The following is a 26,011-nucleotide window of genomic DNA, read 5'->3' as shown; positions in this document are numbered from 1 at the left end:
CCTCCGCACAGTTGAGTAGGGCTGTAAAAGCTGATGAAATCAGCGTAGTAGAGCCCACTCAACCACTGCGTCTTGCTCGACAATCCAAAAATAATTGAGAGGCTAGGACTTCTGTCCCACTCTCTTTTTGTTTGTCTAGAAGGGGTTTGGTTGGTCGTTGCAACGGGTAAAAAGAATTGGTATACTAGTAGAAAGAAAAAAGGAGGATGCTGTGACCTTTCGAAAATTACGTCTATTAATGTCCAAATATGGATTTAGTATTTTGTTTATGGGCTTTGAACTATGGGCATCCTTTGCGGCCTTCTTCTGGCTTAATAGATGGTTCCCTCATTGGCTATCTGTTGCAGTCATTGGGCTCTTATATGTGTCGACAATCTTAGCTATTGTTAATCGAAATACCCCGCCTGAAAATAAGGTGACCTGGCTCTTGATTGCCGTCATTCCTGTCTTTGGATCGCTTTTATACCTCATGTTTGGAGAGCGACGTTTGTCCAAAAAGGAAATGATCCAGCTGAAAAATATGGAGTCCATGAAGTTTCGAGAGGACAATAGTCATCAGTTGCGTAAGGAGCTCAAGCAAGAAAGCAAGGCGGTTTATGGCTTGGTCAAGTCGATTTTATCCATGGATCACAATGCGGATCTCTACAATGGGACGGCATCAACCTTTTACCCTCTAGGGGAGGAGATGTATGAGCAACTACTAGAGGATCTGAGAGCGGCGAAAAAATTTATCTTCATCGAGTTTTACATCATTGATGAGGGCTTGATGTGGAACAGTATCCTAGAGATTTTAGAGCAGAAAGTGAAAGAGGGGGTCGAAGTCAAACTCCTTTATGACGATATCGGCTGTATGGCGACTTTGGCTGGGAACTATACCAAACGCTTGAGAAAGATGGGGATTGATGCCCATAAGTTTAACAAGGTGATCCCCCGTCTAACAGTGGCTTATAACAACCGAGATCACCGCAAGATTCTGGTCATTGATGGGCAGATCGGCTATACGGGTGGTGTCAATTTGGCAGACGAGTACATCAACCACATTGAGCGGTTTGGTCACTGGAAGGACAGTGCCATCCGCTTGGATGGACGAGCTGTTAAGGCCTTAACGCGACTCTTCCTCATGAACTGGTACATCAACCGTGGGGAAATCGAGGATTTTGACCGCTACCATATTGAAAATAAGGCGGTCGAAGGAGAAGGGCTCTACATTCCCTATGGGAGTGGACCAAAGCCGATTTACAAGTCGCAGGTCGGAAAGACGGTTTATCAAAATATGATCAACCAAGCGACGGATTACGTCTATATCACGACTCCTTACTTGATCATCGATTATGATTTGACAGAAGATATCCGCAATGCGGCCCTTCGTGGGGTGGATGTTCGCATCGTGACCCCGCATATTCCGGATAAAAAATTGATCCAAATTGTTACGCGTGGGGCTTACTTGGATCTGATGGATGCTGGTGTGAAAATCTATGAGTACACGCCTGGTTTTGTCCACAGTAAGCAAGTTCTTGCCGATGATGAAATGGCGGTTGTAGGGTCGATTAACTTTGATTACCGCAGTTTGGTCCATCACTATGAAAATGCTGTCTGGATGTATCGGACGCCTGCCTTGAAAAAGATTCGTGAGGACTTTGACCATATCTTTGAAGTGTCTCAAGAAATTACAGAGGATACCTTCCGCTTTACATGGCACCAAAGCTTAATCAAGGAAATTATGCAATTGTTCGCACCGATGTTGTAAATGTATAAAAACGAAAATCAGAGTCAGGAATCGAGATGCCTGACTCTTTTTCCATAGGACTATGTGGCAAGAGGCTGACATGGTCGGCAGAATTTGGTATACTAGAGAAGATAATGGGCTTTTTTCTAAAAGGAAAGAGCAGAGGAATAGCGAAGAAAAGGAAAAAGAATGAGCGAAAAAGAGCAAGAAATGACTTCGAAAAAGTTAGGGCTTCACGTGGGAGACAGTTTTCAGGATACACGTGAAATTCGCGAAGTGCTAGATAAATCAGTCTTTCGTGAAGAAGAGCCGACTCATAGCCAGCAGGCAGAAGTCTTGGAGGAGCCGGTTGCAATGGAGGCATCAGAGGAAATTAGTGATGCCAAGCCAGAAGCAATAGCAGAACCTACACAAGAATTGGAACAGGAAGCGGAGCAACCGCTCAGTCGGATGAGTCGCCGTTCTCGTAAATCGGGAGTTGAAGCGACAAAAGCGGAAGCATCGAAGGTAGAAGAGAATACGGAAGAGCTAGAAGCAGATGTGGCAGTTGAGCCGATCCGTCGTCAAGCTAAGCGTCCAGTCCCCCTAGCGATTCCTTTTGTGTTGAGTCTCTTGATTAGTTTGCTGCATGTCGGGGTGCCATTTTTAACCCGTTTTGCCACCAATCAACAATCGCAAAACTTGTATGCTGGCTGGGCAATGACCAAGGGGCAAGTACCGTTTGGTGATTTTTACGGAACCAATGGTCTGCTCTATTATGCAATCAACTGGTTGGGAAGTTTAGCTGGTGGACATTGGATCTTGATGATCCTCCAAGCGATTGCCCTCTTCTTTGCGGGTACCTATCTCTATCGGGTTGTGCGCTTGCTGGTGTCTGATAAAGATACAGCGAAGAATGTCCAGTTACTCTTTTATTTCTTGGTGCTAGGCCTTGGTTTTGGAGGAACTTATGTGACTCTCTTTAGTCTTCCAATCCTATTTGCCAGCATGAATTTCATTTTGGCTTATTTGATTGGGCATCGTAAGGATGAAGGCTTTATCCTTTATGGTGCGATTGCAGCTGTGGCTTTCTTGATTGATCCGATGACCAGTGCCTTGTTTTATTTGTTGGCCTTCCTTGGATTAACAGCCTTTAACATCAAGCAGAAGAGATGGGCGCGTGGCTTTTATCAACTGCTAGCAGCTCTCCTTGGTTTTTCACTCGTCTTTTATCCAATTGGCTATATCACCGTTTTGAATCAGACTTTTGGCTATGCCATTAACCAAGTAACCTATGTCTTTAATGCCTTGAATTTTAGCAATGGACAGACCTTCAGTAATGCCATTTATTATGGACTGTTGGCGCTGGCCTTTGGCCTAGTCTCTGCCTTTTTGATGTCTTTTACGAAGCAAAATAGCAGTGCTCGCCGGATCTTCCGCTTTATGGGATGGGCAGGTAGCTTGGTGGTCCTCATTGTGTCGATTGGTCTTCCTGAACAAGGCGCTTACCAATTGTTACCGATGTTGCCATTTGTTCTTCCTTTGTTTGCGATCTGGTTCTCACGAGATGGGGAAGAAAACGATGGGATCGAACGTCGTGGTCGGAAGAAGAAAAACAAGGAAGTTTGGGCCGCTTACTTTACGAGCCAAGTTTTCTTACCGCTAGTAGCCCTCGTCTATCTCTTGGCGAATCCAGTGGTTCAAGATGTCGTGCTTCAGTCTGGTCAATCGAGTGAACGGAGCGCTATTGCCAGCTACATTAAACATCACACCAAGTCGAAAGATACCATCTATGCTTGGGATACGACAGCTACTCTCTATCAAGAAAGCGATCGTTTGGCAGCTTCTGCCTTATTGACCCCAACGTCTTATCTGGGAATTAATGAAAATCGGACCAATGTGATCCAACAAATCGATCGGTCTGAACCCAAGTATATTGTGGTCAACAATCAGGTAGAATTGACCTCCAAAATGAAGGACTTGCTCAAAGAAAATTATCGTCTCGTTGAGAAGAAATACCGTCATTTCAAACTCTATCAACGCTCTTAAGAAAATCAATATCTTGTGCTTTAGAAAGTTTTTTATAAAATTTTCCACAAGATATTGATTTTTATTTTTGGAGTGGTATAATACAACTTGTATGTAAATAAATGAAGAGAGGCATGTTTGGTATGATCACCTTGAGAGAAGAAAAACTGAGAATGGCCCCGGATATTTTTGTTGAAAAACGAGATGGCCGCCGTGTTCAATTCGATGTTGAAAAAATTTATAAAGCCTTGTTGAAGGCGACAGAAGAAGTGACTTCTCTCACTCCAGTGATGGAAGCCAAACTAGAAGCTATTGTCGATCGTGTGATCGCAGAGATCTTGGAACGTTTTCCAAATGGCGTGAAGATCTATGAGATCCAAAATGTTGTCGAACATGAATTGCTTCAAGCCAATGAATATGCGATTGCTGAGAGCTACATTACTTATCGGACGCAGCGGGATTTTGAGCGCTCAAAAGCGACGGATATCAACTTTACCATCGGCAAGCTCCTCAACAAGGACCAAGCGGTTGTCAATGAAAATGCCAATAAGGACAGCGATGTCTTTAATACGCAACGGGACTTGACGGCAGGGATTGTCGGTAAGTCTATTGGTCTCAAAATGTTGCCCAAACACGTAGCCAATGCCCATCAAAAAGGGGATATCCACTACCATGATTTGGACTATAGCCCTTATACACCGATGACTAACTGCTGTTTGATCGATTTTGAAGGCATGCTCAGAAATGGCTTTAAGATTGGGAATGCAGAAGTAGAAAGTCCTAAATCCATCCAAACTGCAACGGCTCAAATTTCGCAGATTATTGCCAATGTAGCCTCTAGTCAGTACGGGGGCTGTTCAGCTGACCGGATCGATGAGGTCCTGGCCCCTTATGCAGAAAAGAACTACCAAAAACACTTGGCAGATGCCAAAGAGTGGGTGCTTCCTGAAAAGCAAGAGGACTATGCTTGGAGCAAGACTCAAAAAGATATCTATGATGCCATGCAATCGCTGGAATATGAGATCAATACCCTCTTTACGTCAAATGGGCAAACTCCCTTTACTTCGCTTGGCTTTGGTCTTGGAACCAATCGCTTCGAGCGGGAAATCCAAAAGGCGATTTTGGAAATCAGAATCAAGGGACTTGGATCGGAACATCGGACCGCTATCTTTCCAAAACTGATCTTTACCCTCAAGCGGGGGCTCAACCTAGAACCTGGAACCCCTAACTATGATATCAAGCAATTGGCCTTGGAATGTGCGACGAAGCGCATGTATCCAGACGTTTTGTCTTATGACAAGATTGTCGAGTTGACAGGTTCCTTCAAGGTGCCGATGGGATGTCGTTCTTTCCTTCAAGGTTGGAAGGATGAGAATGGCGTAGAAGTCAATTCTGGCCGAATGAACCTAGGGGTTGTGACAGTCAATTTACCTCGGATTGCCTTGGAATCTGGCGGAGACAAGGAGAAGTTCTGGCAAATCTTTAATGAACGGATGAACATCGCTGAAGATGCCTTGGTTTACCGGGTGGAACGCACCAAAGAAGCGACACCAGCTAATGCACCGATTCTTTACCAATATGGCGCTTTCGGGAAACGCTTGGGCAAATATGACCAGGTAGATCAGCTCTTCCGTCATCGCAGAGCAACCGTTTCTCTTGGTTATATCGGTCTCTATGAAGTTGCAACCGTCTTTTATGGTCCAAATTGGGAACACAATCCAGAAGCCAAACAATTCACGATCGATATCATCAAGGATATGAAAGCGCGCGTGGAAGAATGGTCTGACCAGTATGATTACCACTTCTCTATTTATTCGACACCGTCAGAAAGTTTGACAGACCGCTTCTGTCGCCTGGATACGGAGAAATTTGGGAAGGTCCCAGATATCACAGACAAGGAATACTACACCAATAGTTTCCACTACGATGTTCGTAAGAACCCAACGCCATTTGAGAAGTTGGATTTTGAAAAAGTTTATCCTGAAGCAGGGGCTTCTGGTGGCTTTATCCACTATTGTGAATACCCTGTGCTCCAACAAAATCCCAAAGCCCTTGAAGCGGTTTGGGATTATGCCTATGACTGGGTCGGTTATCTCGGGACTAATACGCCGATTGACCGTTGTTACAAGTGTGATTTTGAAGGAGATTTCACGCCGACTGAGCGCGGATTTGCTTGTCCAAACTGTGGCAATAGCGATCCGAAAACGGTCGATGTGGTCAAACGGACCTGTGGTTATCTAGGAAACCCTCAAGCTCGTCCGATGGTCAATGGCCGTCACAAGGAAATCGCGGCGCGTGTCAAACACATGAACGGGTCTACCATCAAGTATGGTGGACATGAAGTGACAGACTAGAAGAGGACATTATGGGAAAATACCAATTAGATGATAAGGGCAAGGCTCAGGTGCAACGATTCCACGAGAAGCATTCAACAGGTGGAGTCAATAAAAAAGACCGAGTAGCCAGCCTGAGAGAACAATTTTTAAATAAGAATAAGAAAAAGTGAGAGTTCGCTCTCGCTTTTCTCGTATAGGGGGAGGTAAAGATGGAATTACGTAGACCAACATTAGCAGATAAAGAAACCATTCTAAACATGATGGCAGAGTTCGAAGAGACCCAATCGGCCCACGACGGCGGCTTTTGGGATGCTGAGAACTTTGATTATGAGGAGTGGCTAGAAACTAACCTTAATAAAGAAATGGGAATAAACTTGCCTGAAAATCGCGTTCCATCAATTCAGTTCGTATTGTTTGATGAATCAGGCCATGCTTTAGGTTTTTTGAATCTACGGCTGAGACTAAATGAGGGATTGCTGAATTATGCTGGTCATATCGGGTATTCCATCCGCCCTTCTGAAAGGGGCAAAGGCTATGCAAAAGAAGCTCTTCATCAAGGTCTGCAACTAGCTAAAGAAAAGAACATCCATCGTGCTCTGGTGACATGTAGCACGGAAAATCCTGCCAGCCGAGCGGTTATCTTAGCTAATGGTGGTCAGTTGGAGGATGTTCGAAATGGAACGGAGCGTTATTGGATAGAAGTGGAGTAGAAGGATGACATGGAATACACCTAAACCAGGCGAATGGAAGAGTGAGGAACTGAGTCAAGGGCGCATCATCGACTACAAGGCTTTTAACTTTGTCGATGGCGAAGGGGTGCGCAATTCGCTTTATGTTTCAGGTTGCATGTTTCACTGTGAGGGCTGTTACAATGTAGCGACCTGGTCTTTCAATGCAGGCATTCCTTATACCAAAGAATTGGAAGAGCAGATCATGGAAGATCTGGCCCAACCCTATGTCCAAGGCCTGACCCTGCTTGGGGGAGAGCCATTTCTTAATACCGGTATTCTTTTACCCCTTGTAAAACGTATTCGGAAAGAATTGCCAGAAAAAGATATTTGGTCTTGGACCGGCTACACTTGGGAAGAAATGATGTTAGAAACGCCTGATAAACTGGAGCTATTGTCGCTGATTGATATCCTGGTCGATGGACGGTATGATAAAAGCAAGCGCAACCTCATGTTGCAATTTCGTGGTTCTTCCAACCAGCGGATTATTGATGTTCAAAAATCATTGAAAGAAGGAAAGGTTGTCATCTGGGACAAGCTCAATGATGGCAAGGAAAGTTTTGAGCAAGTCAAGCGGGATGATCTTTTGTAGGATCTTCAAAAACCGGGTGTTTCACCCGGTTTTTTTGGATTCTCTGCATAAGTATACAAGGGATTTTGCTTGTTTTTGAAAACGCTTACTTTCCAAATGTCCATAATGGACAAAAAAGTGATAATTAATGCATTTTTTGCTAAAAATATGTTACAATAAACATGATTAGGACTAATTGGAGGTATTTATGTCACAAAGGAGACGGAGTCGTCGTTCAGAACATAAGTGGGGGCAATTGCGAATCATTAATTCCGTATTGCTTATTTTTTTGCTTATGACTGCAAGTTGGGCGACCTATACTATGTTGGCCAATAACATCTTGGCTTTTCGCTATGTCAATGTTCTCGTGATTGCACTACTAGCTCTTCTCTTGCTCTTATCAGCTTGGTTTGTGATCAAAAATCAGGCCAAAAAGACAACTTTGGTCTTGCTTCTTGTCGGCTTATTGGCTAGTTCGGGAGTTTTGTTTGCTAGTCAACAGCTGCTAAATCTGACGAGCAATGTCAATGGCCATTCTAACTATACAGAGTTTGAGATGGCTGTCTATGTCAAGAAAGACAGTGACATCAAAGACATCAAAGAAATCAAGGAAGTGGTGGCACCAAAGGGCAACAATAATGAAGCCAATCTCACTGCCCTCTTGGACAATATCAAAAAGACCAAGGGTCAGGAAATTTCTGTAGTCGATGCACAGACTTATCTAGATGCCTATAAGAGCCTGCAAGAAGGGAATGCTTCTGCCATGGTGCTCAACAGTACCTTTGAAGATACTATCGCTGCTGAAGATGCCGACTATGCGAAGAAGTTGAAGAAAATCTATTCCTACAAGATTCGAAAAGAAGTAGCAGCGACGAGCAAGGTGTCTGCCAATGCGGATGTCTTTAACATCTATGTCAGCGGGATCGATACCTATGGCCCAGTAACCTCGGTTTCACGTTCAGATGTCAATATCATCATGACTGTCAATCGGAAGACCAAACAAGTCCTATTGACAACGACACCACGGGATGCCTATGTACCGATTGCAGATGGTGGCAACAACCAGAACGATAAGTTGACCCATGCGGGGATCTACGGAGTAGATGCTTCGATCCATACTCTTGAGAATCTCTATGATATCAAGCTCAACTATTATGTTCGTCTCAATTTCACCTCCTTCCTCAAGTTGATTGACCTTCTAGGGGGAATCGATGTGGAAAATGACCAAGAATTCACGAGCCTTCATGGCAAGTTCCATTTCCCAGTTGGAAAGGTTCATTTGAATTCAGAGCAAGCCCTCGGTTTTGTCCGAGAACGCTACTCCCTTCAAGGTGGCGACAATGACCGTGGGAAAAACCAAGAAAAAGTCATTGCGGCCATTATCAGAAAGTTGACCTCTACCAAGGTCTTAAGCAACTACAATGAGATTATCGGAAACCTCCAAGATTCTGTCCAAACCAATATGCAGTTGCCGACTATGATGAACTTGATCAATACCCAGTTAGAAACGGGTGGTTCTTATGAGGTGACTTCTCAAGCGATCACCGGTCAAGGACGAAATGACTTGCCGTCTTATGCTATGCCTGGTTACAACCTCTATGTCATGGAGTTGGATCAAGCCAGCTTGACCAAGGCAAAAGAAACCATTCAAAAAGTAATGGAAGGAAAAGAAAAATGATTGATATCCACTCGCACATCGTCTTTGATGTGGATGATGGACCAAAGACAAGAGAAGATACACGTGCCTTATTGGAAGAAAGCTATCGCCAAGGGGTACGGACCATTATCTCCACTTCTCACCGTCGCAAAGGGATGTTTGAAACTCCCGAAGAAAAGATTTCTGAAAATTTTCAAGAAGTGAAAAAAATTGCGGCAGAGGTCGCGCCAGATTTAACGATTCATTACGGGGCAGAGATCTACTTTACCAATGATGTCTTGAAAAAACTGGAAGAAAAGATCATTCCACGTTTGGCAGATACGCGCTTTGCGCTGATTGAATTCAGCATGGGAACACCTTATAAGGAGATCCATACGGCCTTGGACCGTTTGCTCCATCTAGGTGTGACACCGGTGGTGGCCCATATTGAGCGCTACAAGTGCTTGGAGAAAAATGAGGAGCGCGTGCAAGAGATGATTGACATGGGCTGCTACATGCAGATCAATAGTTCCAGTGTTCTCAAGCCTCGCCTCTTTGGGGATGAACAAAAACAACTCAAAAAACGAGCTCGGTACTTCTTAGAAAAAGACTTAGTGCACTTTGTTGCCAGTGATATGCACAATGTGGATAAACGACCGCCTTATATGTCAGAAGCCTATCGCTTGATCAAGGAAGAATACGGAGAACAACGAGCACAAGCTCTCTTTGTCAGCAATCAAGAACTCTTGTTAGCGGATGAATTAATCTAACCAGAAAACAGGTGGAGAGATCCACATGAAGGAGTAATTAGGAAATGAACAATCAAGAAAATCAAGCAGTGGAAATTGATGTTTTCGCTATGCTGAAGACCCTATGGAAACGCAAGTTTTCGATCGTTTTGGTCGCTCTTGTCTTTGCCATTGCAGCATTTGGCTACAGTGCCTTTTTAGCCAAGAAAGAATACCAAAGTACTAGCCGGATCTATGTGGTCAGTCGTCAAAACCAAGACAACAATGCCTTGACAAACTCTGATTTGCAGGCGGGTTCTTACTTGGTTAAGGACTACCGTGAAATCATTCTTTCTCAAAATGTCTTGAGTCAAGCCATCGAAGAATTGAAACTCGATATGACACCTGCTGAGTTGTCGAAAAAGATCAGTGTATCCGTTCCTACAGATACTCGTATCCTTTCGATCACGGCTAAGGACGGAAATCCAAAAGAGGCAGCTCGTATTGCCAATGGCCTTCGGAATGTAGCAGCTGAAAAGATCATCTCTGTAACCAAGGTGTCAGACGTTACGACCTTGGATGAAGCAGAAGTGCCTCAATCACCTTCTTCACCAAATATCCGACGCAATGTCCTTCTTGGCTTTATTGCTGGAGCAGGCCTCATGGTGGTGCTCATGGTCGTAGTAGAAGTCTTGGACGATCGTGTCAAGAGACCAGAAGATATCGAAGAGTTGATGGGCTTAACCTTGCTTGGTATTGTGCCAGATATTAAGAAACTGTAGACTGGGGATCGCATGAATACGTTAGAAATTTCAAAAAACAAATTACAAGAAATTCGGAAGGCAGAAGAGTACTTCAATGCCCTTGCGACGAATATCCAATTGAGTGGGGTGGACTTAAAAGTCATCGCTATCTCATCTGTTCAAGAAAATGAAGGGAAATCAACCACTTCAACCAACTTGGCTGTTGCCTTTGCGCGTGCGGGTTACAAGACCCTCTTGGTCGACTGTGATATCCGGAACTCTGTCATGACAGGGATTTTCCGTAGTCGGGATAAGATCCAAGGCTTGACCGACTTCTTATCTGGTCGTAGTCAATTGGACCAAATCTTGTATGCGACTGATTTTCCAAACTTGGATATCATCGAGTCTGGACAGGTCGCACCAAACCCAACAGGTCTCTTGCAAAGCAAGAACTTCACTGTGATGATGGATGCCTTGCGTGAACATTTTGACTACATCATTGTCGATACGCCTCCAATTGGGGTCGTGATCGATGCGGCGATTATCGCCCAACGCTGTGATGGAACTGTCTTGATCACAGAATCTGGTGCCAATGGACGCAAGGCTGTCCAAAAGGCCAAGGACCAATTAGAACAAACAGGCACACCTTTCTTGGGAGTAGTGCTCAATAAATTTAACATTAAAGCTGCTGAGTATGGTTCATATGGTGGATATGGATCTTACGGAGAGTACGGGAAAAAGTAAAGAATAGGATTGAGGGAAAATGGGAGAAGAAAGAATTGAACTGGAAAAACTAAATATTGTTCTCTTTCAAAGTTTAGCTGTCCTATTTTCAGCTTACATTGTGAGTCTTTTTAAGGATGCAGAATACACGTCGCAGACAATTGCCATTCTCTATCTCTTGCATTTTGTAGCCTTTTACATTAGCAATATTGCTTATCGTTTTTATAGCAGAGGCTATCTAGATGAGCTCTTTCAGGTCTTGAAATACAATGTATTTTTCGCTGTTGGGATCACCTTTACCTCTTTTATGCTCGATGGGGTCTTTTCCATCTCTCGTCGAGGGATGATCTACTTCTTTCTTTTCAATACGTTTTCCGTCTATATCATGGACCTCTTGCTCAAGAGATACCGGAAGTCTGTTTCACCACGGCGGAAAAGCTCGCGAAAGATTTTCTTGATCACAGCGACCAGTCGGATGGAAAAGGTATTTGATATTCTGCATTCACCTAGCCTCTATCATGGGGAACTGATCGGTGTCACCGTCATGGATGATACGGATTTCACCCATTCGGGTGTACGGGTGGTGCAGCCGGATCAAATGATGAACTTTGTGACCAAGGAAGTGGTGGATGAAGTGTTTATTAATCTGCCAAGTGAGGACTACAATATTAGTGACTTGGTCTCGGAGTTTGAGAGTATGGGGATCGATGTATCGGTTAATCTCAATGCCTTTAACTTCGCTTCCTTGGGCAATAAACGGGTTCGAGAAGTCGGGGGATTAAGTGTCGTCACTTTCTCAACCAATTTCTACAAGCCGAGTCACGTCTTTGCTAAACGTCTCTTGGATATTGCGGGAGCCCTCTTTGGTCTCTTGATTTGTGGACTAGTGAGTATCGTTTTGGTCCCTCTAATCCGTAAAGATGGCGGCCCTGCCTTCTTTGTACAGAAGCGGGTCGGAAAGAACGGACGGTATTTCAACTTCTATAAATTCCGCTCCATGCGCGTGGATGCCGAAGAGATTAAAAAAGATCTGATGGCGCAAAACACCATGACGGGTGGGATGTTTAAGATGGAAAACGATCCACGGGTAACCCCAGTCGGACGCTTTATCCGTAAGACCAGTCTGGATGAATTGCCACAATTTTACAATGTGTTGATCGGTGATATGAGTCTAGTCGGAACTCGTCCTCCAACGGTAGACGAATACCAAGACTATACGCCAGCCCAAAAACGCCGACTCAGTTTCAAGCCAGGGATTACAGGCCTTTGGCAAGTGAGCGGACGCAGTGAGATTACAGATTTTGACGAAGTGGTCAAACTCGACGTTGCGTATATGGATGGTTGGACGATCTGGAGAGATATTCAGATCCTGCTCAAGACCGTGAAGGTTGTACTTAGAAAAGAAGGAGCGAAGTAGGCTGTGAGTAAAGTTAGACAGATTCAATTAGGAGAACTATCCTTATTAGAAAAGTATATTGAGATTTGCACAAAACACAATCTTCGATACTATGCTTTAGGGGGCACTTTATTGGGAGCTATTCGTCACAAGGGCTTTATTCCTTGGGATGACGATATGGATTTGGGCATGCCTAGAAAAGACTATGAAAAATTTCTGGAAATTTGCCAAAACGAATTACCAAGCAATGTCATCTTGAGAATCCATGATGATAATTTAGGCAATACATCTATCATGGATACCTCACTTCAAATTGAATTTGGTGGGGTTGTGTGTAGTCCTTTTATCGATGTGTTTCCTTTAGATGGTTACCCATCAGATGGCTTCCACTATTTCTTGCACACCAATAAAATTAAGTATTACCGTGCCCTTTCCAAAATATCTGTCATCAATCGATTGCACAATCGCGACCGAGGTTTCTTTGAAAATTCAATTGTGAAGGTTTCTAAGATCCTTCACCTAGACAAATTACTAAATACTGAAAAAATCAATCAAAAGTTACAAAATACGATTAAAAAATATGACTTTGAGACAAGTGATCTCGTGGGAAATGTCTTAGGATCCTATCGCGAGAGAGAATTGGCCTACAAAGAGGTATTTGGGGAGCCACAACTCCTTGATTTTGAAACTATTAAAATCAGTGGTCATGCTGATCCGGATGCTTATTTGACAAAGATCTATGGCGATTATATGAAGTTGCCTGAAGAATCAGAGCAAAAAGGTCACTTTGAATCCACTTGGGGAGAATAAGCTTGAAAAGTTTTACAATGATGGGGGTCAGAATTGACCCTTTAACAATGGCAGAAACCGTTGCTGCTACAGAAAAATTTGTACGAGATAAAAAACCACTCCATTTGATGGGGGTCAACGCAGATAAGCTCAATCAGTGTGCGACAGACGAAGCCATCAAGAAGATAGTTAATGAATCTGAAATCATTAATGCAGACGGTGCTTCTGTTGTTCTCGCAGCGCGCTATTTGGGCTATTCTGTACCAGAGCGCGTGGCAGGCATTGATTTGATGCAGGAATTGCTCCATTTGGCCAATGAAAAAGGCTACTCTGTCTACTTCTTCGGGGCAAAAGAGGAAGTCTTGACCGATATGTTGGCCATCTTTAAAAAGGATTATCCAAATCTCCGAGTAGTGGGCCATCGCAATGGCTATTTCTCTGCTGAAGAGGAGGAGGCTATTCAAGAGGATATTCGTGAGAAGGATCCAGATTTTGTCTTTGTCGGCATTACCTCTCCTAAAAAAGAGTACTTGATCCAGAAGTTTATGGACAATGGAGTCAATTCTGTCTTTATGGGAGTGGGAGGAAGCTTTGATGTCCTTTCAGGACATATCAAGCGGGCACCTATGTGGATGCAAAAGGCCAATCTGGAATGGTTGTTCCGTGTGGCCAATGAACCAAAACGCCTCTTTAAGCGCTATTTTGTAGGAAATGCCACTTTTATTAAGAGAGTAGTACATGAAAAACGGAAAGCAAAAAAATAATATTCTGCACATTTCGCGGACCATGGGTATCGGTGGAGCAGAGCGCATTGTCTATCAGTTGGCGACAGACCTCAAGGATGAATTTGACCAGGTTCATGTTGCGTCTACTGGTGGATTGTGGGAAGAAAAACTAGCAGAGAATGGGATTCAACACCATCGGATTCTAGACGTCGATAGCAAACAGCCAGCTACTGTGCTTAAGATTCTTGCTAGTCTTTCCAAGATCATCAAAGAAAATGAGATCACTCTTGTTCACACCCATCACCGGATGGCTGCTTTCTATATTCGTTTGCTGCAGATGCGCCATCCAAAATTGATCCATGTCTACACAGCCCATAATGTTTTCAAGGATAAATTACCACTTTATAAATTCGCCCTAGGAAAGGCTCGAACGGTTGCTGTCAGTCAAGCTGTCCAGGAAAATATCCTTAATGATGTAAGGTCAAAAAACTCTGTTGTGATTTATAATGGAGTGAAAATGAAACAAAGTGAGCATACAGTAAATGAAATTACTAAATGTGACGGTATCAAAATAGGCTGTATCGCTCGCTTATCCGAACAAAAAGGCTTACCCTACCTGATCCAAGCCATGTCACTTGTGACAAATCCAAGTGTATCCTTGTTTCTTGTCGGTGACGGAGAATTGAAAAATGATTTGATAAATCAAACAAAAGAGCTCGGTCTGGAAGAAAGAATTCATTTTTTGGGCTACCGAAGCGACGTGGTAGAGTGTATCAATAGCTTTGACTTTTGTGTCCTTCCGTCTGTCTTTGAAGGATTTGGATTGGTCGCAATCGAGGCTTTTATGAACGGCAAAACGATGATTGCAACAGATATTCCAGGTGTGAACGAAGTAGTGAATTCTGAGAATGGGCTCCTCGTCCCAGCTGAGGATCCGCAAGCCTTAGCTCAAGCAATTAAACAATTAGCAGGGGATCCTGAGAAAAGAGCCTCTTTAGCTGCTCAAGCAAAGAGAGATTATGATAACAAGTTTAGCTATCCGATCTTTTTAGACAACTATCGTAACTTTTACCAATCGATGAGGAAGGGTTCGAAATGAAAAAAGTAATGTTAGTGTTTGGGACGCGTCCAGAAGCCATTAAAATGTGTCCTTTGGTCAATGAACTCAAACAACACGATACCATTGAAACCGTAGTCTGTGTAACAGGGCAGCACAAGGAAATGCTGGACCAAGTGTTAGACGTTTTTCGTGTTGTTCCAGACTATAATCTAGGCATTATGAAGGCCAATCAAACCTTGTTTACTATCACGACCTCTATCTTGGAAAAAATCCAACCGGTATTAGAAGAGGAAAAACCTGATATTGTCCTCGTCCATGGGGATACCACAACCACCTTTGCAACAGCTTTGGCGGCCTTTTATATGGGCATCAAAGTAGGGCATGTGGAAGCAGGGCTTCGGACTTACAATCTTCAAAGCCCATATCCTGAAGAGTTTAACCGTCAAGCTACTTCCATAGTGGCAGATTACAATTTTGCTCCAACCCAGGTTTCAAAAGAGAATCTTCAAAAAGAAGGTCGGACCAATATTTTCGTTACAGGAAATACCGTTATTGATGCTTTAAAAACTACAGTCCAAGAAGACTACGACCACCCTATATTGGAATGGGCAAAAGGAAGCAAGCTCATCATGTTGACGGCCCACCGTCGCGAAAATCTTGGAGAACCCATGGAGCACATGTTCCGTGCAGTCAACCGGATTTTAGAAGAGTTTGAAGATGTCAAGGTGGTCTATCCTATTCACAAAAATCCAAAAGTCAGAGAATTGGCTAGCAAGATTTTTGGAGAGAATGAGCGAATGAAAATCATTGAGCCTTTGGAAGTGATTGATTTTCATAATTTCATGAACCAAAGCTATATGATCTTGACAGACTCAGGTGGCGTCCAAGAAGAAGCACCTTCTTTAGGGAAACCCGTCCTTGTCATGCGTGATACGACAGAGCGTCCAGAAGGTGTGGCTGCAGGGACTTTGAAATTGGTCGGAACAGAAGAAGAAAACATCTATCGCAACTTCAAGCTCCTTCTGGAAGACCAAGATGAATACGAGAAGATGAGCCAGGCAAGTAATCCTTATGGGGATGGAACGGCTTGTCAACAGATTGTAGAAATTATCATGAAGGGATTAGCATAATGGAAAAGGTGTCGATTGTCATACCGGTCTATAATGTCGAGGAGTATTTACAATATAGTGTCGGTAGTCTTAGACAACAGACCTATTCAAATATTGAAATCATCTTAGTCGATGATGGATCGACGGATCGATCAGGAGAAATTTGCGACCAGTATGCTCAGGAAGATGACCGTATTCGAGTGCTCCATCTTCAAAATGGAGGATTGTCTAATGCTCGAAATACAGGAGTGAAAGCTGCAACAACTGACTGGATTATCTTCCTTGATTCTGATGATTATTATGATCGTAGAACTGTTGAATATTTAATGGGATTGAAAGATCAGTATAATGTTGACCTTGTGTCGACCCCGGTCATTGAAGTCAGAAATCATGAGGATAAAGATTTTTCAGGAGGTCTAAATGAAAAGAGCGCTAGGAAATTAGACCGCCATACAGCTCTGATAAAAATGTTCTATGGTCACCACGTTGGAACCCATTCAGGAGGAAAACTCTACAAGAAAGAGATCTTACTCCAACATCCCTATCCAGAAGGAATGATTTATGAAGATTTGGCCATTGCCTATGAGCATATTGCTTGTTGTGAGGAAATTGCAGTCAGCGATCTAAATCTTTATAAATACTATCGAAGACCAGGGAGTATCGTAAATTCTTCTTATAGCGATCGGCTTTTGGATTTTTACAAGGCTATGGAATGGAACAGAGCCTATGTCGAGAGAGACTATCCTGATGATCCAGAAATGAAAAAAGCGGTCAATACCCGCTATGTCTTTAATGGCTTGCATGTGGTCCATGCCTTATTAGGTTCTCAAATGCATGACCAAGTCAATAAGATTCGCAAAGAGTATCGCCGCTATTGGAAAGATATTCTAATCAATTCACATATTACAAGAAAAAATAAACTCAAATACCTTCTTTTGCTCCTTTCTCCTCATTTGTATCAAAAGGTGAGAGCAAAACTAGGCTAGATTGCTAATAGCTATGTTTTAAAGAAGGAAACTGAGACAAAACAGGAGGTTTAGGATGATTTATGCAGGGATTTTAGCAGGTGGAACAGGATCACGGATGGGGATTACGGATATGCCCAAACAATTTTTGGATTTGGGTGGACGTCCTATTTTAATCCATACCGTTGAGAAGTTCTTATTGGTCCATGAAATTCAGAAAATTGTATTGGGAATTCATCCGGACTGGGTGACTTATACGGAAGACCTGGTCGACAAATACTTGGCTTCTTATAAGGAACGGATCTTAGTTGTAGAGGGAGGAAGTGACCGCAACTCTACCATCGAAAATATCATCTTGGCTATCGATAAGGTGCAACCTTTAACAGATGAGGATATTATCGTCACTCATGATTCCGTTCGTCCCTTTGTCAGCCTCAAAACTATCCAAGAAAACATTGAACTAGCTAAGAGTCATGATGTGGTGGATACAGTGGTCGAAGCGACGGATACCATTGTTCAAAGCTTGGACAATACCTTTATCACGGATATTCCTGAACGCCAATACCTCTATCAGGGTCAAACCCCTCAAACCTTCAAAATGAAAGACTTTCTTGCCTTGTATCATGATTTAAGTGACCAACAAAAAGAAGTCTTGACAGATGCCTGCAAGATCTTTGTCATCAATGGTAAAAAAGTTGCCCTTGCAAAAGGGGAATATTCCAATATTAAAATTACGACGATTACAGATTTGAAAATTGCACGCGGTATGATTGAGGACAATTAATATGTTGAACCAAATCTTTCAGCTGACCCAGCCGAAAAATATCACCATCAAATACCAAGAAGAAGACATGAGCCGTGGAGACAAGGTGTTAATACGCCCTTATTACATGGCTATTTGTCATGCGGACCAACGTTACTATCAAGGAAAACGGGATCCTAAGGTGCTTAAAAAGAAATTACCCATGGCCCTGATCCATGAGTCGTCTGGTATCGTGGTAGCGGATCCTACGGGAACCTATCAACCAGGACAGATTGTGGCCATGGTTCCCAATCAACCTCCTCATCAAACAGAGGGTGTCTTCTTTGAAAATTATTTGGAGGGGACGCACTTCTTGTCTAGTGGCTTTAATGGTTTTATGCAGGAAGTCGTTGCCTTACCGCTGGATCGTGTAGTGGCTTACCCAGAGGAAGTTCGGGGCCCAGTCACAGCTTTAGCGGAATTTAGTAGTGTTGCCATGCATGCCATTCATCGCTTTGACCTCATTGCCCACCAACGAAGAGAGTCCGTTTTGATTTTAGGAGATGGTAGTCTTTCATATGTGGTTGCGACATCTTTGCACTATCTTTACCCAGATTTGAAGATAACTGTAGTTGGGCGCAACAATGATAAACTGCAATTGTTTAATTTCATTCATCAAGCAATTTTGACCAGCGAGTTGACAGACGATCAACGGTTTGACCACGCCTTTGAGTGTACTGGTGGTCAAGGAAGCGAACCAGCCATCAATGATATTATTGATCATATCAAACCCCAAGGAACCGTGATGTTGATGGGGGTTAGTGATAACCGGGTCGCGGTTAATACAAGAGATGTTCTTGAAAAGGGCTTGACCTTTGTAGGGTCTTCTCGTTCGGGTCGTGAGGATTTTGAGCGGGCTGTAGAGATGCTGGCTAATCGTCGAGTCCAAAGTCGTTTGAAAAACATTATTCACGTTGATGGAGAAGTTCAAACCATTCCAGATATTCACCGAGCTTTTGCGACAGATTTGATCACACCGTTTAAAACGGCCTTCAAGTGGGGATTGTAGACAGTCATGAAAGTGTTAAAAAATTACGCCTATAATCTCTCCTACCAGTTGCTGGTGATTATCTTACCGATTATTACCACTCCTTATGTGACACGGGTCTTTAGCTCGAATGACTTAGGAACCTATGGTTATTTCAACTCCATCGTCACCTATTTTATTCTTTTGGCGACCTTGGGAGTGGCTAACTATGGAACAAAGGAGATCTCAGGACACCGCAAAGACATCCAAAAGAATTTCTGGGGGATTTATACCCTCCAGTTAGGTGCGACTTTTGTGTCCATCCTGCTCTATGTCTTGCTGTGCTTGGCGCTTCCTTCTATGCAAAACCCTGTGGCCTATATTTTAGGACTCAGTTTGGTTTCAAAGGGACTCGATATTTCCTGGCTTTTTCAGGGCTTAGAGGACTTCCGCAAGATTACGGTTCGGAATATCACGGTTAAGCTAGTTGGAGTCATCTCCATCTTCTTGTTCGTTAAATCTGCCAATGATCTTTATCTCTATGTATTCTTACTCACCATCTTTGAGCTTTTAGGTCAGCTGAGCATGTGGTTACCTGCCCGCGAATTTATTGGGAAAGCCCATTTTGATATGGCCTATGCACGGGTGCATTTAAAACCGGTTATTCTGCTCTTTTTACCGCAGATTGCCATTTCCCTCTATGTCACCTTGGACCGGACCATGCTGGGGGCTCTTGCCTCTACAAAGGATGTGGGGATCTATGACCAGGCCTTGAAATTGGTTAATATTTTGCTGACCCTTGTGACGTCTTTAGGAAGCGTCATGCTTCCGCGCGTGGCGAGTCTCTTGGCTTCAGGAGATCACAAGGCTGTCAATAAGATGCACCAAATGTCCTTTTTGATCTATAATTTGGTCATCTTCCCAATCATTGCGGGTATGCTGATCGTCAACGATGACTTTGTTCGATTCTTCTTAGGGAAGGATTTCCAAGATGCTCGCTATGCCATCGCTATCATGATCTTCCGTATGTTCTTCATCGGATGGACCAATATCATGGGGATTCAAATCCTCATTCCACATGATAAGAACAAAGAATTTATGCTGTCAACCACGATTCCTGCTATCGTCAGTGTCGGGTTGAATGTGCTTTTCTTACCTCATTTTGGTTTTATCGGTGCAGCCATTGTATCCGTCTTAACAGAATCCTTGGTATGGCTGATTCAACTGTACTATACCCGTCATTACCTCAGGGAAGTTCCAATTATCGGATCGATGACGAAAATTATGTTTGCATCTGCTGTGATGTATGGCCTTTTGCTCCTTATAAAACCATTCCTACATTTCACCCCTACCCTGAATGTACTCGTGTATGCGGTGCTTGGTGGGATCATTTATCTGATCGCTATCCTATCTCTGAGAGTGGTAGATGTGAAAGAATTAAAACAACAATTTTTAAATAAACAGTAGAGAGTAGAAAGGAAGGATATGAATTTTTAAGTAAACAAAATCTTTAGAAAAGAATGCTATAGCAGGGGTGTTCCCTAAGCAGGCATTCCAATCTAGACAGAATGAGCTTTTCTTTAAAAATTCTTTATCAGGTAATTTAATGATAAAAATGAAATTTGACGATCTACTGGTTGGTTTTGTCGTCTCGATTGTGATCTTCTTTAATACAATATCCACTACGATGTTAAATAAGGGCTTTTTGCATGTTGGTGCGAGCTCCCTCTTAGTGGTTGTAGCTCTCTTATTGCTTCGTTTTTTTAATAAAATCTCGATTCCCTATCATTATCTAATCTTGTCTGCCATGTTATTGATGGTAGCTGTTATGGTTTATTTTAAGACAGATAAGTTAAATTTCTTAGTTTATTCTCTCTTAATGATTTTGCTGGTCAATGCGGATAGGAAAGTCATTTTAAAAACTTATGTAGGTGTTGCAGGTACGATTGTCCTTACAGTATTTCTATTGTCACTGTTAAAGGTTGTTCCAAACTTACAATATAGTCGGGGTGCTGTTATCCGTAATTCATTTGGGTTTATCTATCCAACAGATTTCGCAGCCCATTGTTTCTACCTTTATGTCGCAATCTCCTATTTGCTAAAAGATCGGTATATTGGCTTACGATCTCTGAGTGGCGTTCTTCTAGCTCTCTTTATTATCAAGTTCTGTGACGCTCGTATGAATGCGATCTCGCTTTTGGTCGCTGTCTTGCTCTTTCTCTTCTTTTATTTCACAAAGGAGAAGAAGCTGAAGTTGTATCACTTGTTGCCCTATTCGGTCATCCTTTTTTCAAGTGGAATGATCTACTTGACCTATCATTTCTCCTGGTCATCTCCACTTTATGTCCAAATTAATCAATTCATTACTGGTCGGTTAGCCCTGGGTAAAAATGCTTTTAATTTATACCCTTTGAATTGGTTCGGAACAAGAGAGGTTCAGTTTATTGGATCCGGAGGAAGCACAGAGTCTGTCCTCAATTATAATTATGTCGATTCGTCTTATGTTCAGATGTTATTTACATATGGTGTCGTACCGGTTGCTTTATTAGTCGGCATTTATGTCATTGTTTCAAAATATGAATTCAAGAAGGGGCGTTATTTATTTGTTGCGATCTTGTCCCTCATTGCGATTAACTGTATGATTGAAGCATTTTGGTTTGTACCGACTTATAACATCTTTATGTTCACACTCTTTGCGACAGAAGTTGTCAAGAAAAAGCCGGCCAATTCCCTCTCTTATAGTGAGGAAATTGGGGGGATTTGAAGATCTAATCTATAGCTATGAGTCTATGATACAGCTGAGAGCTTAGATATATTTTAAAATAGAAAAATAATGGAGTCTACTATGTACGATTATCTGATTGTTGGTGCTGGTTTGTCTGGAGCCATTTTCGCACATGAAGCTACTAAACGTGGTAAAAAAGTAAAAGTGATTGACAAGCGAGATCACATCGGTGGAAATATCTACTGCGAGGAGGTTGAAGGCATCAACGTCCATAAGTACGGTGCCCACATTTTCCATACCTCCAACAAAAAAGTGTGGGACTATGTCAACCAGTTCGCTGAATTCAACAACTATATCAACTCACCAGTAGCTAACTACAAGGGCAGTCTGTACAATCTTCCCTTTAACATGAATACCTTCTACGCTATGTGGGGAACCAAGACTCCTCAAGAAGTCAAGGACAAGATTGCCGAGCAGACAGCTGACATGAAAGATGTTGAACCGAAAAACTTGGAAGAACAGGCCATCAAGTTGATTGGTCCAGATATCTATGAAAAGTTGATCAAGGGCTATACAGAAAAACAATGGGGCCGCTCTGCAACAGACCTTCCACCATTTATCATCAAGCGCCTTCCAGTTCGTTTGACCTTTGATAATAACTACTTTAATGACCGTTACCAAGGAATTCCAATCGGTGGATACAACGTCATCATTGAAAACATGCTGGGCGATGTAGAAGTAGAGCTTGGGGTTGATTTCTTCGCCAATCGTGAAGAGCTGGAGAGCTCAGCTGAAAAAGTGGTCTTTACAGGAATGATTGACCAGTACTTTGATTACAAACATGGGGAATTGGAATACCGCAGTCTTCGTTTTGAACACGAAATCTTGGATGAGGAAAACCATCAAGGAAATGCCGTGATCAACTATACAGAGCGTGAAATCCCTTATACTCGGATCATTGAGCATAAGCACTTCGAGTATGGGACTCAACCGAAGACGGTGATTACCCGTGAATACCCAGCTGATTGGAAACGAGGCGATGAGCCCTACTATCCAATCAATGATGAAAAGAATAATGCGATGTTTGCCAAGTACCAAGAAGAAGCAGCCAAAAATGACAAGGTCATCTTCTGTGGACGCCTAGCAGACTATAAATACTACGATATGCATGTGGTTATTGAGCGTGCTTTGGAAGTTGTAGCAAATGAGTTTGATTGAAAGAAACAATAATCTATGAAATACTACTTAAAAGAAGAATTCCTGCATGATGTCAACGCAAAGAACGCAGGAAATAAAGCACGCAATGACGTAGAAAGTATTGTGAAAGAAGAAGGCTATCATCCCTTGGTCCTTTCTGTCGACAATTGGTATCAGATGAGTACCCTTGCGGCTCAACGCCATAAGGCAAGGGCTTTTGGTCAAGCCTTGGATCAACTAAAGCAAGGAGATGAGTTGCTGATCCAGTTTCCAATGCTTCACCATAGTTTTTTCTCAACCCATTTGGTTAAAAAGGCACAAAAAAGAGGGATTAAAGTCTATCTCTTGATTCATGACCTAGAAGTGCTCCGCCATGCCAATATGACGTCACTACCTTTAAAACACAGAATTCGGATGTACCTTCAAGAAGCAAGTTTTCTCAAAGCAGCTGATGGGATCATCGCTCACAATCCAGTTATGAAATCTGTCTTGGTGGATAAAGGGATCGCGGAAGATAAGATTGTTAGCCTTGGCATTTTCGACTACTTGATTCCAAATTTCCAAGAGAAGACTGATCTAACTAAGAATCAGCCAATTATTGTGGCAGGTAATTTGGCCCAGGAAAAAGCTGGTTATCTCTATGGTCTTCCTGCAGAACCTGCCTATAACCTCTATGGTGTTGGTTTTGATGAAAGTAGAGCTTTAGAGAATGAAACTTACTTTGGATCCTTCCTACCGGATGAGCTTCCTGCAGCCCTTGAGGGTGGTTTTGGACTTGTCTGGGATGGGGATAGTGCGGAAACCTGTAGTGGTGTTTTTGGCGAGTACCTTCGCTACAACAACTCTCACAAGGCGTCGCTTTATCTAGCAACGGGCTTCCCGCTGGTGGTGTGGAAACAGTCAGCCTTGTCTCACTTTGTGCTTGAGAAGGGCTGTGGGATTGCAGTGGAGTCTCTTCATGACTTGAAGGAGACCATCGACAATCTTTCAGATGACGATTACCAAGATTTGGTAGGCAATGCCAAGCGTGTTGGTCAGGAAATCCGAGATGGTCACTATTTAAAGACAGCCTTAAAGCATTTATCATAAGATTAAAAGAAGTCAGACAGACTTCTTTTTTTAGTTTTTCAAAAAAATATCACTAATTTTAAAAATTTGCCTTATAAAACTTTTCATCGCTGAAACCGTGTGGTAAAATGATTAACGTATAAAATTTGTATAAAGGGAAGTTTATATGAAAAAGAAAGATCTTATTTTTTATGCCGGAGCGGCAGTCTTGATGGCTGTATCTGCTCAGGGAGTCAGTGCAGATGAGCTGGTTTCAAACGAGGCCACTACTACTGAAGGCAACCAAGTCCAAGCTGAAAAAGCGCCAGAAGTAGCCGTTGCTGAAAAATCGGTAGCACCTGTCGCAAGCAACTATGCAGCACCAGCAAATGTGACTGAGCAGCCTGTGGCACCTGCGAGCAAGGTCGCGGCTTCAGAAAGTGGAACCCCATCTGTAGAGAAAACTACAGAAGCATCGACTACTGAGAAAGAAGAAACTCCTCTTCCGTCTGACACAGGAAACACGACCTTCTTTAACACAGGCGCTCACGCTCCTGCTGGTCGTTCAACAGATGTAGCGGTTCAGCCAAAATCATTCGTTGATGTGAGTAGCCATAACGGAGACATTAGTATTGGAGACTACCGTACCCTAGCTAATAAAGGTGTGGGCGGTGTCGTTGTCAAATTGACAGAAGACACTTGGTACAAGAACCCAAATGCGGAGAACCAAATTCGTAATGCACAAGCTGCGGGTCTACAAGTATCGACCTACCACTTCTCACGCTATACTTCTGAGGAAGCGGCGCGTGCAGAAGCGCGATTCTACATTGCAGAGGCGCAACGCTTGAGTCTTCCAAAGAACACCCTCATGGTCAATGACTTTGAGGATGCCAAGATGCAGCCAAACATTAACCGCAACACCCAAGCTTGGGCTGACGAAATGCGTAAAAATGGCTACACCAACTTGATGTTCTACACCAGTGCTAGCTGGTTGGATGAAAACAATCTTCGCAAGAAAGGTCCAGTCAACACCGCTCAATTTGGGCTTCAGAATTTCTGGGTTGCCCAATACCCTTCTCCAAAACTGTCTGTAAACGATGCGAAAAGCTTGCGTTACAATGGGAAAGCCGGCGCCTGGCAGTTCACTTCTCAAGCGGAATTGCTTCCAGGAAAACACCTTTTTGACCACAGTGTGGACTATACTGGTCGCTTCACAGCGAACGCAAAACCTGCAGCGGATCCAACAGAAGGCAGCTTAAGTGGGAAGATTGACATTGTCAATAACGATACTATGACGGGCCGCTTTGACGTTGTCATCTCAAATGTTAAGGCGCCAAATGGAGTTCGAACCGTTTCTGTACCAATCTGGTCAGAAACAGGTGGTCAAGATGACCTTGTTTGGTATACAGCTAATCGTCAAGCAAATGGGACCTATACCGTCAATGTAAAAGCAGAGAACCATAAAAACTCAACCGGTCTTTACAATGTCCATCTTTACTATGTTCAGAACAATGGACAAATGACAGGTGTAGGTGGAACAACGACGACAGTAGCTATTGGAAAGAAAAATCAGACACCAGTATCAGCTGATTTGACTATTGCAAAATCAGAAAAAGACGGTACCTTCACCATTACAGCTAAGAACCTTCAAGGCTTCGATGGCTACAAGGAAGTGAAGATTCCATTTTGGTCTCATGCCAATGGGATGAAAGACATCATCTGGTACACTCCAACTCGCCAGGCAGACGGTTCTTATACTGTAACAGCTAAAGCCAGTGACCACGAAAATGCTGATGGCAAATACGAAGCGCAGGTCTTCTATGTAGATGCCCAAGGTCAAAACAAATTTGTGAAAAAGGCCTTTATCGATTATACGGCGACAAAACCGGCCAATGCTGTCGCAGCTGATCTGACCATTACAAAATCAGAAAAAGACGGCACCTTCACCATCACAGCTAAGAACCTTCAAGGCTTCGATGGCTACAAGGAAGTGAAGATTCCATTCTGGTCTCATGCCAATGGGATGAAAGA

General features: G+C 43.0%; 23 protein-coding genes. All 23 read left to right on the top strand.

Annotation, left to right across the window (positions count from 1 at the left end; genetic code table 11):
• Positions 1-211 precede the first annotated feature (211 nt).
• Positions 212-1,747: a cardiolipin synthase gene (gene cls, locus QM870_RS09985; RefSeq protein WP_023919883.1), complete on the top strand. Its 1,536-nt coding sequence runs from the start codon at positions 212-214 to the stop codon at positions 1,745-1,747.
• Between the two features lie 168 nt (positions 1,748-1,915).
• Complete coding sequence (locus QM870_RS09980) at positions 1,916-3,754, top strand: MFS transporter (protein WP_070665008.1); 1,839 nt, start codon at positions 1,916-1,918, stop codon at positions 3,752-3,754.
• 122 nt (positions 3,755-3,876) lie between these two features.
• On the top strand, positions 3,877-6,087 hold the full coding sequence (gene nrdD, locus QM870_RS09975; protein WP_070665105.1) for an anaerobic ribonucleoside-triphosphate reductase: 2,211 nt from the start codon (positions 3,877-3,879) through the stop codon (positions 6,085-6,087).
• Positions 6,088-6,098: 11 nt separating this feature from the next.
• Positions 6,099-6,239, top strand: a complete 141-nt coding sequence (locus QM870_RS09970) for a hypothetical protein (protein WP_141754472.1) — start codon at positions 6,099-6,101, stop codon at positions 6,237-6,239.
• A 39-nt stretch (positions 6,240-6,278) separates the two neighbouring features.
• Positions 6,279-6,779, top strand: a complete 501-nt coding sequence (locus QM870_RS09965; protein WP_070665010.1) for a GNAT family N-acetyltransferase — start codon at positions 6,279-6,281, stop codon at positions 6,777-6,779.
• A gap of 4 nt (positions 6,780-6,783) precedes the next feature.
• Positions 6,784-7,389 (top strand): anaerobic ribonucleoside-triphosphate reductase activating protein, encoded by a 606-nt coding sequence (gene nrdG / locus QM870_RS09960; RefSeq protein ID WP_070665012.1) that lies wholly within the window; start codon positions 6,784-6,786, stop codon positions 7,387-7,389.
• A gap of 187 nt (positions 7,390-7,576) precedes the next feature.
• Positions 7,577-9,046: an LCP family glycopolymer transferase CpsA gene (gene cpsA, locus QM870_RS09955; RefSeq protein WP_350017307.1), complete on the top strand. Its 1,470-nt coding sequence runs from the start codon at positions 7,577-7,579 to the stop codon at positions 9,044-9,046.
• Positions 9,043-9,774 carry a capsular polysaccharide biosynthesis protein Cps4B gene (gene cps4B / locus QM870_RS09950; RefSeq protein ID WP_414369466.1) on the top strand — a complete coding sequence of 244 codons (732 nt, stop codon included), beginning with the start codon at positions 9,043-9,045 and terminating at the stop codon, positions 9,772-9,774. The genes cpsA and cps4B overlap by 4 nt, the downstream gene beginning before the upstream one ends.
• Before the next feature lie 44 nt (positions 9,775-9,818).
• Positions 9,819-10,514 carry a Wzz/FepE/Etk N-terminal domain-containing protein gene (locus QM870_RS09945; protein WP_049472727.1) on the top strand — a complete coding sequence of 232 codons (696 nt, stop codon included), beginning with the start codon at positions 9,819-9,821 and terminating at the stop codon, positions 10,512-10,514.
• Positions 10,515-10,526: 12 nt separating this feature from the next.
• The gene (locus QM870_RS09940) at positions 10,527-11,219 is read left to right on the top strand and encodes a tyrosine-protein kinase (protein ID WP_021154082.1); all 693 of its coding nucleotides are present in this window, start codon (positions 10,527-10,529) and stop codon (positions 11,217-11,219) included.
• Between the two features lie 19 nt (positions 11,220-11,238).
• A complete protein-coding gene (locus QM870_RS09935) occupies positions 11,239-12,615 on the top strand; it encodes a sugar transferase (protein ID WP_070665018.1) in 1,377 nt (458 codons plus the stop codon).
• 3 nt (positions 12,616-12,618) lie between these two features.
• On the top strand, positions 12,619-13,404 hold the full coding sequence (locus tag QM870_RS09930) for a LicD family protein (protein ID WP_023919863.1): 786 nt from the start codon (positions 12,619-12,621) through the stop codon (positions 13,402-13,404).
• A 17-nt stretch (positions 13,405-13,421) separates the two neighbouring features.
• On the top strand, positions 13,422-14,147 hold the full coding sequence (locus tag QM870_RS09925; protein WP_371106482.1) for a WecB/TagA/CpsF family glycosyltransferase: 726 nt from the start codon (positions 13,422-13,424) through the stop codon (positions 14,145-14,147).
• Positions 14,122-15,207, top strand: a complete 1,086-nt coding sequence (locus QM870_RS09920; RefSeq protein WP_070594629.1) for a glycosyltransferase family 4 protein — start codon at positions 14,122-14,124, stop codon at positions 15,205-15,207. The genes QM870_RS09925 and QM870_RS09920 overlap by 26 nt, the downstream gene beginning before the upstream one ends.
• Positions 15,204-16,298 (top strand): non-hydrolyzing UDP-N-acetylglucosamine 2-epimerase, encoded by a 1,095-nt coding sequence (gene wecB / locus QM870_RS09915; protein ID WP_070665022.1) that lies wholly within the window; start codon positions 15,204-15,206, stop codon positions 16,296-16,298. Before QM870_RS09920 ends, wecB begins: the two co-directional genes overlap by 4 nt.
• On the top strand, positions 16,298-17,263 hold the full coding sequence (locus QM870_RS09910; protein WP_070665024.1) for a glycosyltransferase family 2 protein: 966 nt from the start codon (positions 16,298-16,300) through the stop codon (positions 17,261-17,263). The genes wecB and QM870_RS09910 overlap by 1 nt, the downstream gene beginning before the upstream one ends.
• A gap of 55 nt (positions 17,264-17,318) precedes the next feature.
• Positions 17,319-18,026 (top strand): IspD/TarI family cytidylyltransferase, encoded by a 708-nt coding sequence (locus tag QM870_RS09905; protein WP_070665026.1) that lies wholly within the window; start codon positions 17,319-17,321, stop codon positions 18,024-18,026.
• Between the two features lies 1 nt (position 18,027).
• Positions 18,028-19,053 (top strand): zinc-binding dehydrogenase, encoded by a 1,026-nt coding sequence (locus QM870_RS09900; RefSeq protein WP_070665028.1) that lies wholly within the window; start codon positions 18,028-18,030, stop codon positions 19,051-19,053.
• A gap of 6 nt (positions 19,054-19,059) precedes the next feature.
• Positions 19,060-20,478 (top strand): flippase, encoded by a 1,419-nt coding sequence (locus QM870_RS09895; protein ID WP_070665030.1) that lies wholly within the window; start codon positions 19,060-19,062, stop codon positions 20,476-20,478.
• Between the two features lie 139 nt (positions 20,479-20,617).
• Positions 20,618-21,775: a polysaccharide polymerase gene (locus tag QM870_RS09890; protein WP_070665031.1), complete on the top strand. Its 1,158-nt coding sequence runs from the start codon at positions 20,618-20,620 to the stop codon at positions 21,773-21,775.
• An 81-nt stretch (positions 21,776-21,856) separates the two neighbouring features.
• Positions 21,857-22,954, top strand: a complete 1,098-nt coding sequence (gene glf, locus QM870_RS09885) for a UDP-galactopyranose mutase (RefSeq protein WP_272145095.1) — start codon at positions 21,857-21,859, stop codon at positions 22,952-22,954.
• Between the two features lie 15 nt (positions 22,955-22,969).
• Positions 22,970-24,022 (top strand): galactofuranosyltransferase, encoded by a 1,053-nt coding sequence (locus QM870_RS09880; protein ID WP_414369461.1) that lies wholly within the window; start codon positions 22,970-22,972, stop codon positions 24,020-24,022.
• A 145-nt stretch (positions 24,023-24,167) separates the two neighbouring features.
• On the top strand, positions 24,168-26,011 hold a 1,844-nt coding region (locus QM870_RS09875), incomplete at its 3' end, for a GBS Bsp-like repeat-containing protein (RefSeq protein ID WP_414369459.1).

The organism is Streptococcus parasanguinis, assembly GCF_047463195.1.
Taxonomy (GTDB): Bacteria; Bacillota; Bacilli; order Lactobacillales; family Streptococcaceae; genus Streptococcus; species Streptococcus parasanguinis_R.
This window is presented reverse-complemented; position numbering and strand designations above follow the sequence as displayed.

Bases quoted from the DNA above. Each gene is read 5' to 3' on its own strand.
- QM870_RS09980 (WP_070665008.1), top strand. From the start codon at position 1,916: ATGAGCGAAAAAGAGCAAGAAATGACTTCGAAAAAGTTAGGGCTTCAC.
- nrdD (WP_070665105.1), top strand. From the start codon at position 3,877: ATGATCACCTTGAGAGAAGAAAAACTGAGAATGGCCCCGGATATTTTT.
- QM870_RS09970 (WP_141754472.1), top strand. From the start codon at position 6,099: ATGGGAAAATACCAATTAGATGATAAGGGCAAGGCTCAGGTGCAACGA.
- QM870_RS09965 (WP_070665010.1), top strand. From the start codon at position 6,279: ATGGAATTACGTAGACCAACATTAGCAGATAAAGAAACCATTCTAAAC.
- nrdG (WP_070665012.1), top strand. From the start codon at position 6,784: ATGACATGGAATACACCTAAACCAGGCGAATGGAAGAGTGAGGAACTG.
- cpsA (WP_350017307.1), top strand. From the start codon at position 7,577: ATGTCACAAAGGAGACGGAGTCGTCGTTCAGAACATAAGTGGGGGCAA.
- cps4B (WP_414369466.1), top strand. From the start codon at position 9,043: ATGATTGATATCCACTCGCACATCGTCTTTGATGTGGATGATGGACCA.
- QM870_RS09945 (WP_049472727.1), top strand. From the start codon at position 9,819: ATGAACAATCAAGAAAATCAAGCAGTGGAAATTGATGTTTTCGCTATG.
- QM870_RS09940 (WP_021154082.1), top strand. From the start codon at position 10,527: ATGAATACGTTAGAAATTTCAAAAAACAAATTACAAGAAATTCGGAAG.
- QM870_RS09935 (WP_070665018.1), top strand. From the start codon at position 11,239: ATGGGAGAAGAAAGAATTGAACTGGAAAAACTAAATATTGTTCTCTTT.
- QM870_RS09925 (WP_371106482.1), top strand. From the start codon at position 13,422: ATGATGGGGGTCAGAATTGACCCTTTAACAATGGCAGAAACCGTTGCT.
- QM870_RS09920 (WP_070594629.1), top strand. From the start codon at position 14,122: ATGAAAAACGGAAAGCAAAAAAATAATATTCTGCACATTTCGCGGACC.
- wecB (WP_070665022.1), top strand. From the start codon at position 15,204: ATGAAAAAAGTAATGTTAGTGTTTGGGACGCGTCCAGAAGCCATTAAA.
- QM870_RS09910 (WP_070665024.1), top strand. From the start codon at position 16,298: ATGGAAAAGGTGTCGATTGTCATACCGGTCTATAATGTCGAGGAGTAT.
- QM870_RS09905 (WP_070665026.1), top strand. From the start codon at position 17,319: ATGATTTATGCAGGGATTTTAGCAGGTGGAACAGGATCACGGATGGGG.
- QM870_RS09900 (WP_070665028.1), top strand. From the start codon at position 18,028: ATGTTGAACCAAATCTTTCAGCTGACCCAGCCGAAAAATATCACCATC.
- QM870_RS09895 (WP_070665030.1), top strand. From the start codon at position 19,060: ATGAAAGTGTTAAAAAATTACGCCTATAATCTCTCCTACCAGTTGCTG.
- QM870_RS09890 (WP_070665031.1), top strand. From the start codon at position 20,618: ATGATAAAAATGAAATTTGACGATCTACTGGTTGGTTTTGTCGTCTCG.
- glf (WP_272145095.1), top strand. From the start codon at position 21,857: ATGTACGATTATCTGATTGTTGGTGCTGGTTTGTCTGGAGCCATTTTC.
- QM870_RS09880 (WP_414369461.1), top strand. From the start codon at position 22,970: ATGAAATACTACTTAAAAGAAGAATTCCTGCATGATGTCAACGCAAAG.